The sequence below is a fragment of the Rhodobacteraceae bacterium IMCC1335 genome (assembly GCA_039640495.1).
Taxonomy (GTDB): domain Bacteria; phylum Pseudomonadota; class Alphaproteobacteria; order Rhodobacterales; family Rhodobacteraceae; genus Thalassovivens.
Genome location: CP046864.1, coordinates 3,379,111 through 3,392,657, shown reverse-complemented (window position 1 = coordinate 3,392,657; position 13,547 = coordinate 3,379,111). Strand labels below are relative to the sequence as shown.

At 51.7% G+C, this 13,547-nt stretch carries 11 protein-coding genes; 2 read left to right on the top strand and 9 right to left on the bottom strand.

Translation table 11 applies throughout. From position 1 onward, the window contains the following. Positions 1-5: 5 nt before the first annotated feature. The 6 genes from GN241_16565 to GN241_16540 are packed head-to-tail and all read right to left on the bottom strand — an operon-like array spanning position 6 to position 6,524. The gene (locus GN241_16565) at positions 6-938 is read right to left on the bottom strand and encodes a glyoxylate/hydroxypyruvate reductase A (GenBank protein ID XAT58835.1); all 933 of its coding nucleotides are present in this window, start codon (positions 936-938) and stop codon (positions 6-8) included. Continuing rightward, positions 935-2,083: a rod shape-determining protein RodA gene (gene rodA, locus GN241_16560; GenBank protein ID XAT58834.1), complete on the bottom strand. Its 1,149-nt coding sequence runs from the start codon at positions 2,081-2,083 to the stop codon at positions 935-937. The genes GN241_16565 and rodA overlap by 4 nt, the downstream gene beginning before the upstream one ends. After that, positions 2,080-4,014 carry a penicillin-binding protein 2 gene (gene mrdA, locus GN241_16555; GenBank protein ID XAT58833.1) on the bottom strand — a complete coding sequence of 645 codons (1,935 nt, stop codon included), beginning with the start codon at positions 4,012-4,014 and terminating at the stop codon, positions 2,080-2,082. The genes rodA and mrdA overlap by 4 nt, the downstream gene beginning before the upstream one ends. Next, the gene (locus GN241_16550) at positions 4,011-4,553 is read right to left on the bottom strand and encodes a rod shape-determining protein MreD (protein ID XAT58832.1); all 543 of its coding nucleotides are present in this window, start codon (positions 4,551-4,553) and stop codon (positions 4,011-4,013) included. Before GN241_16550 ends, mrdA begins: the two co-directional genes overlap by 4 nt. Further along, complete coding sequence (mreC, locus tag GN241_16545) at positions 4,546-5,448, bottom strand: rod shape-determining protein MreC (GenBank protein XAT58831.1); 903 nt, start codon at positions 5,446-5,448, stop codon at positions 4,546-4,548. The genes GN241_16550 and mreC overlap by 8 nt, the downstream gene beginning before the upstream one ends. 29 nt (positions 5,449-5,477) lie before the next feature. Next, a complete protein-coding gene (locus tag GN241_16540) occupies positions 5,478-6,524 on the bottom strand; it encodes an MreB/Mrl family cell shape determining protein (protein XAT58830.1) in 1,047 nt (348 codons plus the stop codon). Between the two features lie 295 nt (positions 6,525-6,819). Here GN241_16540 and GN241_16535 point away from each other — a divergent pair, with 295 nt between their 5' ends. Further along, positions 6,820-9,321, top strand: coding sequence for an FAD-dependent oxidoreductase (locus GN241_16535; protein ID XAT58829.1), 2,502 nt, complete (start codon positions 6,820-6,822; stop codon positions 9,319-9,321). Positions 9,322-9,539: 218 nt separating this feature from the next. Beyond that, positions 9,540-9,830, top strand: coding sequence for a hypothetical protein (locus GN241_16530; protein XAT58828.1), 291 nt, complete (start codon positions 9,540-9,542; stop codon positions 9,828-9,830). 199 nt (positions 9,831-10,029) lie between these two features. Here the strand turns inward: GN241_16530 and GN241_16525 are convergent, their stop codons facing one another. From GN241_16525 to GN241_16515, 3 genes are all read right to left on the bottom strand, one after another. After that, positions 10,030-10,821, bottom strand: coding sequence for an ATP-binding cassette domain-containing protein (locus tag GN241_16525; GenBank protein XAT58827.1), 792 nt, complete (start codon positions 10,819-10,821; stop codon positions 10,030-10,032). 1 nt (position 10,822) lies between these two features. Continuing rightward, positions 10,823-12,409 (bottom strand): ABC transporter permease, encoded by a 1,587-nt coding sequence (locus GN241_16520; protein ID XAT58826.1) that lies wholly within the window; start codon positions 12,407-12,409, stop codon positions 10,823-10,825. Positions 12,410-12,501: 92 nt separating this feature from the next. Beyond that, complete coding sequence (locus tag GN241_16515; protein XAT58825.1) at positions 12,502-13,419, bottom strand: substrate-binding domain-containing protein; 918 nt, start codon at positions 13,417-13,419, stop codon at positions 12,502-12,504. Positions 13,420-13,547: the final 128 nt, after the last annotated feature.

The window sequence follows — 13,547 nt, the reverse complement described above, 5'->3', positions numbered from 1 at the left end:
GTTGGCTAATAGCCAGCTGCTGCATCGGCCAGATGCAAGAAGGGCAGGCCGGCCGCGCCGCGCTGGATGTTTTCAACGATAACGGTGCATGCGGTTCCAATGCGCGTGGCTGAGGCAATATGGGGCGTCACCGTGATCTTGGGATGGGCCCAAAACTGATGCGTTACCGGCAAAGGCTCTTCGCGAAATACGTCCAAAGTGGCATGGCTCAAGTGGCCTGAGTCAAGCGCCTGTAAAAGCGCCTCATCGTCGATCAAGGGGCCGCGCCCGGGGTTGATGACAACCGCACCTGGGGCCATTTTTGAAAAGGCGTCAGCATCTAGCGTGTTTGCCGTTTCTGGCGTGGAGGGCAAAAGCAATACGGTTATTTCGGTGTCTTGGAGCGCTTGGTTAAACCCGTCTTCGCCATGAAACGTTGTGATATTCTCAATGGTTTTTGGCCTCCGACTCCATCCGCGAACCGAAAACCCCAAACCCGCCAGCGTGGTTGCGCAGGCCGCGCCCAAAGCTCCAAGGCCTAAAACAGTAACTATGCGATCCTTGGCCAAAGGTGGTATGGCGCTGCGCCAGAGACCATCTTGACCAAGCACATGCGCATCCGTTCCCAAATGATGGCGAAGCACATGCCCTGTCACCCATTCGACCATGCCTTGGGTCATGCCACTATCAACCATTCTGGTCAGCGGCATCGTCAGGCTTTTATTGCCAATGATGGTTTCCACCCCTGCCCATAAACACAGCACGGCTTTACAGCGAGTGTAGGGCTTAAAATCGTGCAATCTGCTGCTTGGCGCGTAAACGATATAATCTACCTGCTCGGGGGAAATATCCTCAGCCAGATGATACTCCAGCCCTGTTTTCTTAAGGGCGTTGCTGAGGGGGATTTCATAGTCTTCCCAACTGTTTGGGCCACCTTTAAAAAGGATGTGTGTGGTCATAATTTTTCCCTTGGTCGATGCACATGTGCAGATTGAATTAGCCCAAAACCTACCAATAAAACCAGCATTGCAGAGCCACCATAGCTTACCAAAGGTAGGGGCACGCCCACCACCGGTGCCATCCCCATCACCATTGACATATTGACGGCAAAAAACAGGAAAAATGTGACAGAGATGCCTTGGATCAGCAAGCCAGAAAACCGATCAATGCTGCGCAACGCGGCGATCAAACAGATCATTAATATAGCCACATACATGGCCAGCAGCGACAGGCCGCCGATAAAGCCAAATTCTTCGGCGAGCGTTGTGAAAATGAAATCTGTGTGTTTTTCAGGCAGGAAGTTTAATTGAGATTGGGTGCCCTGCATAAAACCGCGGCCAGTCCATGCGCCAGATCCCAGCGCGATTTTGGATTGGGTGATGTGATAGCCGGCGCCCAAAGGATCGCTGGCGGGGTCTAAAAACGTGTCGATACGCCTATATTGATAGTTTTCCAAAATTTGCCAAGCTTTCCCACGGCTTTGAAAAACGGCCGTCACTAACCCAACCCCGGCGGCAATAACCGATAAAAAATATCCCCAATGCACCCCGGCCAGATACATGACAGCGCCGCCCGATATTAGCAAAAGCAAGGCGGTCCCCAGATCCGGTTGGCTCAAGACGATCAACGTGGGCAGCAGGATAAGACCCAGCGGTAAAATCACCCAAATCGGGCGTGATATACGCGCCCGGGGAAGCATGTCATAATAGGCGGCCAAGGCCATGACCAATGTGATTTTTGCAAGTTCTGAGGGTTGCAAGCGCATAAAGCCTAGATCAATCCAGCGTTGGGCGCCCATGCCCTTTACGCCAAATAATTCTACCAAAAGCAACAAGATAAGGGAGAGCGTATATCCCACGAAAGATAGGTTGCGCCAGACCCAGATCGGGGTCATCGCGATCACAAGCATGATCAAAAAGCCAAGCGCAAAGCGTTTCATTTGGGGCTCTGCCCAAGGCTGTAGCGACCCGCCGGCCACCGAATAAAGCATCAAAAAGCCAAAGCCAGCAGTGCTGATGATTAAAATTGTCAGAGGCCAGTTTAAATAAAGGATTTTGCGCAGCCCAGTGGGCACCGAGCGAACGCGGTATTCAAGATAACTCATACGCGGCCCTTCTGAAACCGCTCTAAACGCGGTATGGTTTTGCGCAGATCAGCTTGTTGCTGTTTGATCTTCTCTCGATCTTTGGTCGGATAGGCAGAAAGCGGCGGATAATCACCATAAAGGGCTTGCAGCGTGATATCGCGCGCCAGTGGCGCTGCTGTTGCAGATCCGCTTCCACCATGTTCCACCACCACGGCCACAGCGATTTTTGGCGCATCAAACGGCGCAAAATTCACAAATAATGCATGGTCGCGCTTGTTCCATTCAAGCTCATCATTTTTGGACACGCCGCGGCGCCGCTCGCTTTCGGTTATATTTCGCACTTGGCTGGTGCCGGTTTTGCCCGCCATGCGCATTGATTGCTCGATAATCCGCGATCCATATGCCGTTCCACGCCGATTATTGCTCACTTCATACATGGCGCGGCGTAGAAAGCGCAGATTGTTTTCATTCAGACCCAAAGATTCAGGTTTTGGATCGGTGATTTTTGCACCGGCCTGGGCTTTTATCAGCCGCGCCTGAATATTCTTTCCGCTTGCAATACGCGCGGTCATCACCGCCAATTGTAGTGGAGAACTGAGCACAAAGCCTTGGCCAATTGACGCGTTGACCGTATCTCCGATCACCCATTCTGAGCCGCGGTTTATCAATTTCCAATCTTTATTTGGGCTGAGGCCCGTGGTTTCGGCCGACATCGGAATATTGTGTTTCACGCCAATACCCAGCTTTGTTGCCATCGCAGAAATTTTTTCGATCCCCAGTTTCAGCGCGAGATCATAATAAAAGACATCACAGCTTTCGCGTAAGGATTGCTCTAAATTGACTTGCCCATGCCCTCCTGTTTTCCAGCAGTGAAATTTCCGGTTTGAAACATCCAGATGGCCGGGACAAAACACGCGCGCATTGGGATCTAAAATACCATCTTCCAAGCCGGCAAGCGCGGTGACCATTTTGAAGGTTGAGCCGGGCGGATACGCATCTTGCACGGTTTTAGAGGCCAGAGGGCGATGGTCATTATCGCGCAACAGGCCATAATCATCAAAGGAAATACCACGGACAAATTTGTTCGGATCGTAGCTTGGCGAAGAGGCAATCGCCAAAATATCGCCCGAGTTGCAATCCATAACGACAGCTGAGGCGCTTTCATCACCCAGCCGCGCCTGGACATAATTCTGCAATCCTGCATCAACGGTGATCTGTATATTACGCCCAGAATTACCCTCGCGGCGTTCTAGCTCGCGCATCACGCGCCCTTGCGCGTTTACCTCGACATGTTTGGCGCCCGCGCGTCCGCGTAAATCTTCTTCATATTTGGCTTCAACGCCCACTTTTCCGATTTGAAAGCGTGGGATGCGTAACAGCGGATCTGGATCTTCAGCGCGATTAAGGTCGCGGTCACTTACCGGCCCAACATACCCCACGATATGGGCAAAATTCGGACCTAAAGGATAATGCCGAGACAGCCCAACCTCTGGTGTGATGCCGGGCAAAGATGGGGCATTTATGGCCACTTTGGCAATGTCTTCCCAGCTGACGCGATCAATGATCGTGACGGGTAGAAAGGGCGCACTGCGCTGTGTTTCTAACACGCTGCGTTCTATATCTTCTGCGCTTAACGTGACAAGCTGCGCCAATTGCAGCAGTAATTCGCGCACATCGCCGGCGTCCTCTTTGACCAATGTGATACGATAACTTTGTTCGTTGCGCGCAAGGAACACGCCGTTGCGGTCGTAAATTTCGCCACGCTCAGGGGCAATCAGGCGGATGTTAATTCTGTTTTCGTCGGCCAATAGGCGATATTGATCGGCTTGGGTGATTTGCAAATGGCGCAGACGCGCGGCCAGCGCTCCTGCAAATCCCAGCTGCAGGGCGCCAACCACAAGGCTGCGCCGGTTCAGGCTATGCTTGGGTGTCAAGACGGGGCGTTTCATAGACGGGCTCCTTGGGCCTGTTTCCCATCTCTTGGATGTGGTTTACGCACACCCAGCAGAAAATGACTGAACGCCACAGCAACTGGATAAAATAAAAGCGTCGTCAAGATTTCTGAAAGCGCAAGCGCAACGGTGGGTTGCGGGGTTAAGACCAACGCCAAGATAAGGCGGTTTGCCAGCGCGATCGAAATAACCAGGCCTGTCACGCTGAGATATTCAAGCGCCAGTGAAAAGCTTTCCGGGCGTGCGCTGCGCTGTTTTAGCCATTCAAGTGCCAGCAGGCTCAGCGCTGCCAAAAGCCCCGGGGGGCGCTGTAATAACAGATCTTCCAACAGGATCACCCCCGCGATCAGCAAAGGGGGCGTGAATTCGGGGCGCCGAACCGCCCAAGCACAGAGCAAGGCAAGGGTTATATTCGGCATCAACCAGCGATCATCGGCGGTCATGAAGGGCAAAAGCTTAAAAAGCATAATTGCAAAAGCAAGCATGGTTAAAAGGCCGCGATAGATCCAGATTTGAGCAGCGGGTGTTTCAGCCATCTTGGAGTGCCTTAACATTTTGATCCGATGCGGATGCATCGGGCACCAGCAAGTCGCCCGTGCCCGAAATATTGGGCGGCGCGCTGGTGCGCAAAACGCGCAAGAACTCAAGGCGTTCGTAATCCGCGGATAGCCGCACCCGCAAGCGGTTGTTCGGATCCAGCGCGAGCTGCCCGATCAACAATCCGGCTGGTAAAACACCGCTATCGCCGGAGGTAGATATTCTATCGCCGGGCCGCACCGCATCGGCATCTTCCAGAAAATCTATAATCGGAGCATTTGAGTTATCGCCGGACACAAAAGCGCGTTGCCCCGAAGGTTGGATAATCACCGGGATACGGCTGGCATTATCGGTCAGCAGGATCACCCGGCTGGTTTCTTGGCCAACACCCGAAATACGCCCCACCAAACCAAGCCCATCCATCGCGGGCCAGCCATCACGGATGCCGTCTTGTGCGCCGACATTTAGCAATACAGATTGTCGAAAGGGTGAGCCGCTATCGGCGATGACAATCCCGCTGACATGGGTGAGCGTAGGGTCTTGCCGCAAATTATTAAGATCGAGCAGGCGCGCATTTTCCTGCTCAAGCTGCAGCGCGGCTTCCTTCCAGCTTTTCATTTTTTGCAATTCGCGGTTCAGCTCTTGATTCTGCTGATATAAGGCTTGGTAGCTTTGAAAGTTTTCAAGAACCTGCCCGGCCCAAGTTGCGGGTCGCAAGATCCATTCGAAATGCGGAATTATTGTATCGATAACATCAGCTCTTAAACGCTCGATTCTTGGATTATCAATGCGCCAAATGGCAAAAAATAGCAGCAAGATGCTGACAAGCACGACAAGGCTGATCCGTAGAATGGATCCTGCGTAATCTTGGTTATTTCTTCGATCATTGGCCAAGTGAACCTCTCGGTCAGTTGGAGCGTTTATTAGCTATCATAGTCAATGGCGTGGCGCAGTTGATGTTCATATTCTAGCGCTTTGCCAGTGCCCATCGCAACACAGTTCAGGCTTTCATCGGCAATAGAAACCGCCAAGCCGGTTTGTTCCCGCAGGGCCAAATCAAGATCGCCCAATAATGCTCCGCCACCGGTCAACATAACGCCCCGATCCACAATATCTGCGGCGAGATCGGGCGGGGTTGCTTCAAGCGCTGTCATCACCGCTTCGCAAATTTGTTGTACGGGCTCAGAGAGGGCCTCGGCCACCTGCGCCTGCGTGATTTCAGTTTCTTTCGGCACGCCATTGAGTAAGTCGCGGCCGCGGATCATCATCGAGGCACCGCGCCCGTCATCGGGCATGCGCGAGGTGCCGATAGATGTTTTAATGCGTTCCGAGGTGCTTTCCCCGATCAATAGGTTATGCTGGCGGCGTAAATAAGAGATGATCGCCTCATCCATTCTATCGCCGCCCACGCGCACAGAGCGCGCGTAAACAATATCGCCCAAGGACAGAACCGCAACTTCTGTGGTTCCCCCTCCGATATCTACCACCATATTGCCGGTAGGATCGGTGATCGGCATTCCGGCGCCAATGGCGGCTGCGATGGGCTCTGCGATTAAGCCGGCTTTGCGCGCCCCCGCCGAAAGCACCGATTGCCGGATAGCGCGCTTTTCAACGGGTGTTGCCCCATGCGGAACGCAGACGATTATTTTGGGTTTGGAAAATGTAGATCTGCGATGCACTTTGCGAATGAAATGTTTGATCATTTCTTCAGCAACATCAAAATCGGCAATCACCCCTTCGCGCATAGGGCGGATGGCTTCAATACTGCCGGGGGTGCGCCCTAGCATCAGTTTTGCATCCTCGCCGACCGCCAAAACCTTTTTCAGCCCATCCTTAACGTGATAGGCAACCACAGATGGCTCTGATAGGATAATACCGCGCCCTTTGACGTAAACCAACGTATTTGCCGTGCCCAGATCGATGGCCATATCCTGAGAGAGCACTCCCATTAGATTTCCAAGTCCAAGCATATTTTGGCTTTCCTCAACGTTCGTGTGGGCTGGCGACAGAGCGCCTACGCTGTCGTTATAGAGACGCTTGACGCTCCGCGAAAGTGGCTATTGCAAAATTGGGCAAGAATCCTCGTAGTCAGTCTGCGCGCGGCGTTGGCCAAAGGTAGGCGGCCAAAAATGCAGCTTGAATCTCAGGTTTCTGGCTGCATAAATTGCAAAGGTCGGTTTTGTGCGCTGTCTTGTCGGAGAGGCAAAGGCCTTTCTTTTCAGCAGGCGCATATCAGGCGCAGAAGCAAGTAATGGATGTGAGATTATGAAGACACATGTCAAAGCCCTTATCGTTGGCGGTGGTGCGGTTGGAACCTCGATCGCCTATCATTTGGCGCGGGCCGGTTGGGATGATGTGATGCTTTTAGAGCGCGATGAGCTGACATCGGGCTCTACCTGGCACGCAGCCGGGCTTTTGCCATTGTTTAACATGTCTTATGCCACCACCCATATTCACCAATATTCGGTAGAATTTTACAAAACGCTGGAAGCGGAAACCGGCTTGAATGCGGGGTTTTCGATCGTGGGGAACCTGCGTATGGCGCAGACCAAAGAGCGTATGGATGAATATATGGTCTATGCGAGCACGGCAGAAAGTTGTGGTGTGCCTTATGAATGGCTGTCGGCCAAACAGATCAAATCGCGCTATCCCCTTGTGCATTGTGATGATTTGCAAGGCGCCATTTATCACCCCACGGATGGGTATATTAACCCCGCTGATGTGACCATGGCGATGGCCAAGGGTGCGCGCCAGCGCGGCGTGCTGATTGAACGCAAATGGCAGGCCGATGCCTATGAATGGACGGGAAGTGAGTGGAAAGTCACGCTCAGCAAAATGGTTGAAAAGGGTGGCAATTTATTGGCGTCCGATGAGCAGATTGTTGTATATGCCGAGCATGTCGTGACCGCAACCGGCAACCATGCCCAGCGTACGGCGCAATTGTTGGGTATCAAAAACACAGCGATACCCGTTGAACATCAATTTATCGTCACCGAACCGGACCCGGCGCTTGTTGAATGGCGCAAAGAAAATGGCGAACATCCTGTTTTGCGCGATGCGGATGCCAAATGGTATGTGCGTGAAGAGCGCGGCGGTTGGATTTTGGGCCCATATGAGCGCAACGCGCCGGCGCGGTTCGAATATGGCGTGCCTGACAGTTTTAGAGCTGATCTGTTCCCCTTGGATTTGGAGCGGATCGAAGAAGAATATATGTCGATGATCCACCGCATTCCCTCAACAGAAACCGTTGGATTGAAAGATGATTTCAACGGACCTATTTGTTATACGCCTGACGGAAACCCGTTGGTGGGCCCCGCGCCCGGGCTGCGAAATATGTGGCTGGCGGAAGGGTTTTCCTTTGGCATCACCGCAGCCGGCGGCACGGGATATTATTTGGCGCAAATGATGGTTGAAGGAGAGGCTGAGATTGATATGGCCTCGCTTGACCCTAAGCGCTATGGCAATTGGATTACCACCGATTATACCGCACGCAAGAATGAAGAAGCCTATGAGCATGTGTATATTCTGCACCATCCTGATGAAGAGCGCCCCGCCTGCCGGCCCTTGCGCACTGGGCCCGCTTATGATCGGCAAAAGGCGCGCGGAGCTCAGTTTGGCTGCGTAAACGGGTTTGAACGCCCCAATTATTTTGGCCCCCTGGATGCGGATGATAATTTTGATCATGACGCGCGCAGCTTTCGCCGCGGTGGATGGTGGCAGGCCGCCATCACCGAAGCCAAAGCCATCCGTGAGGGGGTTGGGCTGATCGACGCCACGGCCTTTACCAAACATATGGTGAAAGGCCCGGGCGCAGCGCCGTTTTTAGATTGGTTTACCTGCAATAAACTGCCCAAAATCGGCCGTATAAACCTAACCTATGCGCTTACCTCTGCTGGCACCACGCGCACCGAATATACGATTGTCCGTTTAGCCGATGATGCTTTCTACCTTGTGTCCGCCGGGGCTTGGACAGATTATGATGGCGATTTTCTGCGTAAAAGCGCAGCGGATAAAGCCTCAGAATTTGGCTATATCGAAGTGCAGGATGTGACCACGCAATGGGGTGTTTTTGCCATTGCGGGGCCAAAATCGCGCGATGTTTTGAAGGCTGTTATTAAAGATTCTGATCCAGAAACCGCTTTGTCAAATAAGCGTTTTCCATGGTTGAGCGCGCGCCAAATCGAATTGGGTATGTGCCCCGTCAATGCGATTCGGGTCGCCTATACGGGTGAATTGGGCTGGGAGTTGCACCATCCGATTGAAATGCAGAATTATTTGTTTGATCTGCTGGAAGCTGCCGGCGCGGCGCATGGGATGAAATTGGTGGGCGCGCGGGCACAGAATTGGCTGCGGCTTGAAAAATCATATCGGGCTTTTGGCAATGAGCTTGGCCGCGATGCAACCCCGCTTGAAGCAGATCTGCCGCGCTTTGTTGACCTGACAAAAGCGTTTAATGGAAAAGAGGCCATGCAAGCGCTGGGCATTCGTTCAAAATGCGTCACCATGTTGATTGACGGCCCCGATGATGCAGATCCGTGGGGGCGCGAGGCGGTTTATACGCCTGAAGGAGAACGCGTTGGCCGTTTGACTTCAGGGGGCTATTCCGTGGCGTTCGAGCGCGCAATCGGGCTGGGATATGTGCGTCCTGAATTGGCCGTGCCGGGCACAAAATTACAAGTAAAAATCCTTGATCAATTATGGCCTGCTGAAGTGACAGAAGACAGCCCTTATGATCCCTCAAATAAAGTTATCCGTATAGATGGGTAGGGCGCCAGCCACGTAAACCTATATGATTTTTATTCTGTCAGCTGGGTCTTTTAGATCCCCAGTCCAAAAAGCTGCGCGCCCGATAGAGCAAACTTATCAGAGTTATTTGTTAAACGATTTAAACGGCTGGGAAATATAAGCCTTGCCTCCAGGCCTTTTGAAGCGTTAGTTACATGTATATTTTATAACTTTTTACTACTTCATTTTACGAGGCTCTAATGCGTTTATTATTTTTATGCTTATTCTGCGTGCTTTTTATAATCACTGGTTGCGCGAACAAAAAAGAACATGAGACAACCCCAATTCGGTTGAACACGCCAGAAGGGCTGGTGGTGTGCCAGCTTTACGCGTTGGATTTGATCATGTGGGATACCTCGATCACGCGGCCCAAATCTATGAACAAAGAAACGGCTGATAAGATATGTATAGCAGAGGGTGCGCGTTTACAGCGCGAAATTAAGAAGCGTTTTGGCCAAAACGCAAAGCCGCGGACGGTTGAGAAAATTTAAATCGCACGATGATCTCTCTGCGCGCGGATGCAAAGCTGCAACATATAAACTTGCGTCGGGTTTTCGCAACGCGGTTGCACTCTGAGCGGTAGGCAGAATGGATTGAGACGCTTTGGTGGAAATAGCGCATATAAACACAGCCGCTCAATTTAAGAAACGAGCGGCTGTGTTTCATTTCTATTTAAAACCGTGATGCGGTTTAAACGCCTTCAAGTTCTTTGGCCAAATCGCCAATTTCGGCGCCCCCTGCCATCAAGCGCTTAATATCATCGCCAGCCAGATCTTCTGCTGAGCCACTGCCGATCACCTCGCCCAATGATAAAAAGGTAAAGCGATCTGCGATCAAACGCGCGTGTATCTCGTTATGCGTGATCAAAATAATCGCGATATCACCCAGTTTTTGAACCCGTTTGATGGTTTTTAGAACTTCCATTTGTTGCTTTTGGCCCAAGGCTGAGGTGGGTTCATCCAAGATCAGCACTTTTGCGCCAAAATAAATGGCGCGCGCAATCGCCAATGTCTGTCGCTGCCCCCCTGACATTGTGCCAACTGCTTGATCCGGATCCGCAATATTAATTCCGATCTTTGCCATCTCTTCGGCGGTGATCCGATCCATTTCTTTCATTTTCATCAGTCCAAAGGGGCTGTTGAAACTGGTAATTTCACGGCCTAAAAAGAAATTCCGCGTTACTGAGGTCAGCGCGTTTAAGGCCAGATCCTGATACACGGTGCCGATGCCGGCATCGCTTGCGTCGCGGGGCGAGTTAAACTGCACCGATTTGCCTTCGATTTCAATGCTGCCATCTGTGGGAGCATGGACGCCCGATAAGATTTTAATGAGCGTTGATTTGCCGGCGCCGTTATCCCCGAGCAAAGCATGTACTTCGCCGGGGTATATTTCCAGATCAACACCGTTCAGCGCGGTGAAGGATCCAAATTTTTTCACCAGACCGCTTGTTTTGATCAGGGGTGTGCTGCTTGTTTGTGCCATTTTATATGTTCCCCATGATACGTTTGCGAATGTTTTCGTTCAACAAGGCGGAGGCGATGATCACCAAGCCCAAGAAGACCCGATAGAAGGATCCATCTATCCCCGGGATGTAGAAAAAGGCTTCTCGGGCCAACCCAAAGATAAAGGCTCCGACGATAATGCCCATCACGGTGCCAAAGCCCCCGGTCATCACCAAGCCCCCAATCACCGCAGCGGCGATGGCTTCCAATTCTTTTAAATTGCCTTTGGCCGCATCACTAGTATTCACCTCAAACACTTGACAAGCGGCAAATACCGTGGCGCAGAAGGCCGAGAATACAAAGAGCGATATTTTCACTTTATTGGTTGGAACACCATTGGCTTGCGCCGCGTTCAAGTTACCACCTGTTGAATAGATCCAGTTGCCTGCTTGCGTGCGGCTGAGCACGATGTAACAGGCGATCGACAGCATGATCCAGATCATCACGCAGGAATATAATCCCGGTGCGAATTGGTTCCCAAAATTGTTGGTGTTCCAATCAATCGGAAAATATAGCCAATCAAACAAGCCTTCCAGAATATTACCACCGAAGAAATCAGCGACTTTGTTCAACGTAGGTACGGTGTCAATATAGGCGCGGGCAATATCCACCTCCGTGACCGATTTGGGCGCCACCGGATCAACTTTGAAATTGGCAATTTTCTCGCGGATGGTATTTGCCATATAATCATTGCCCGATTGAACGGCGTTTTCCAATGCTTTTTCCAAAGGTTTTACACCTTTGGCTTCCATCAAGGCGGTCTTGGCTTCAGCCACTCGATTATAGGTATAGGTGAGACGCTCGGTAATACTGGCCACCACATCGCCAGAGAGCGTTTGCGCCAGATTAACCAAATCTGTTTCTGGTAAAGATTTTGCGTCCAAACGGCTGAGCTGGCCATGGCCGGGTAAATCGATAATGTTTTTCAAATCTGGAATTTCGGTCACGGTTGTTGAACCCGCACTTTGGTCTGGGCGATGGTTAAAGGCCCGTAGCGACACCTCTGTGAGGCCGCGCAAAAAGAACAACCCGCCCAATGTCACGATAAATGACGGTAAGCCTGAGCGCACAACGATGAAACCTTGGATCCATCCAAAGCTTAATGTGAAACAGAGCGTTATAAATATCGCCCAGATCGGCGTGACGTGATCAACCGAAAACAGCGTATAATATTCAATATGAACACCGCCATCAAAGGACAGATATGGAATCAGAATCGCGAAACCCCAGCGCAGGATCATCGCCATACAGGCCCCTGCAAACCCAATCATTGAGCCAATCGAAAGATCAAATTCACCGGCAATAATCAGCAATCCCGCACCCAGCGCAATTATCCCAAGTTGCGAAATTACCCGCAAGTTGTTGCGTATTCCTAACGCGTTGAAGCCTTCTCCGTTAAAGGGGTTCCATGTGGCTTCCGCGACCGGAATAGAGAAATATCCAAGCATCCCCATAAGCAAGATCATCACGCCAATCGGCCCGATTTCTGGTCGTGCGAAGAGGGATAAAAAACGTTTCTTAGGCGCGTGGCGGTCAGATTCCTGGCGCTGCGATACTGGTGAATTCATGACTGTTCCCAAAAAAAAGAGGATAGCAAATCGCTACCCATGGCTGTCAAAAAAAGGGGGTGACAAAAGCCACCCCCTTCGATGTCTTGGTTTTATCTGTCTACGCCTGCAAGCGCAGCAACAGATGAGGCGTTTGATTTGTCAACAAAGCCAGGGCCTGATGGAATATTCGCACCTGGCAGAAGGCCAGCACCGTTGTTGTAAAGGTGCAGTACGATGATTGGCATATAGCCTTGCAGACGCTGCTGCTGATCGATTGTGAAGGCAACTTTGCCCGCATTGATCATGTCCATAACAGGGGGGCTAAGATCGAAGCATGAGTGGTGCACTGACATGCCCAGCTCGTCGATCGCTTGCTGTACGCCAACGCAAGTATGTGGACCAACAGACAGAACTGAATCCACGTCTGGATTGGCCTGAAGCGCAGCAGCTGCACGTGTTGTGATGGTCGCAGGGTCGCTTGTTGTGTCAACAGTTGACGCAATTGGCACGTTCTCGCCATAGCCGTTACATCTGTCGTTCAGGGCTGTGTTATACTGCTCATGCATCATGCAAAGCGCGTTTGTTGCGCCTTCCGCTTTCGCGCGTGCACCCGCTGATTGACCGGCCAGATATTCAGGCTGACCCACATGCATCAATGCACCTACAGCTGCTGATGATTCCAAGCCTGAGTTCATTGTGATCACAGGAACGCCTGAAGCAACGGCGTCTTTGATCGCCTGACCGAGCGCTTCTGGATCCGGCAATGACACAACCAAGCCATCTGGCTGAGTGGCCGCGGCCGCAGCGATTGATTTGGCCATATCACCCATATCGGCTGAGGGTGTGTATACATATTCAAAATCGGCCCCGATGTGACGTGCCGCGTCTTCACCACCTTTTTGAACAACAGGCCAGAAGGGGTCTTTTCCTTCGCCATGTGTCACCATGACATAGCGCTCGGCGCTTGCCATACCGGCCATAAGAGCGGCTGCAGATAGCGCTACCACAAATTTGCTAGTAAATTTCATAGTCTTCTCCCAAGTTTTGCCTCTTATGAGGCTTTTAGCTGTCGCACCACCTTGGTGGTTTGGCGCCTTTGGTAGAACCCAAAGACTTCCACGAGTCAAGGAAACACAAAATTTATAGCTTTGCAACC

Bases quoted from the DNA above. Each gene is read 5' to 3' on its own strand.
- GN241_16515 (XAT58825.1), bottom strand. From the start codon at position 13,419: ATGAAATTTACTAGCAAATTTGTGGTAGCGCTATCTGCAGCCGCTCTT.
- GN241_16550 (XAT58832.1), bottom strand. From the start codon at position 4,553: ATGGCTGAAACACCCGCTGCTCAAATCTGGATCTATCGCGGCCTTTTA.
- GN241_16525 (XAT58827.1), bottom strand. From the start codon at position 10,821: ATGGCACAAACAAGCAGCACACCCCTGATCAAAACAAGCGGTCTGGTG.
- GN241_16530 (XAT58828.1), top strand. From the start codon at position 9,540: ATGCGTTTATTATTTTTATGCTTATTCTGCGTGCTTTTTATAATCACT.
- GN241_16540 (XAT58830.1), bottom strand. From the start codon at position 6,524: ATGCTTGGACTTGGAAATCTAATGGGAGTGCTCTCTCAGGATATGGCC.
- GN241_16520 (XAT58826.1), bottom strand. From the start codon at position 12,409: ATGAATTCACCAGTATCGCAGCGCCAGGAATCTGACCGCCACGCGCCT.
- GN241_16535 (XAT58829.1), top strand. From the start codon at position 6,820: ATGAAGACACATGTCAAAGCCCTTATCGTTGGCGGTGGTGCGGTTGGA.
- GN241_16565 (XAT58835.1), bottom strand. From the start codon at position 938: ATGACCACACACATCCTTTTTAAAGGTGGCCCAAACAGTTGGGAAGAC.
- mrdA (XAT58833.1), bottom strand. From the start codon at position 4,014: ATGAAACGCCCCGTCTTGACACCCAAGCATAGCCTGAACCGGCGCAGC.
- rodA (XAT58834.1), bottom strand. From the start codon at position 2,083: ATGAGTTATCTTGAATACCGCGTTCGCTCGGTGCCCACTGGGCTGCGC.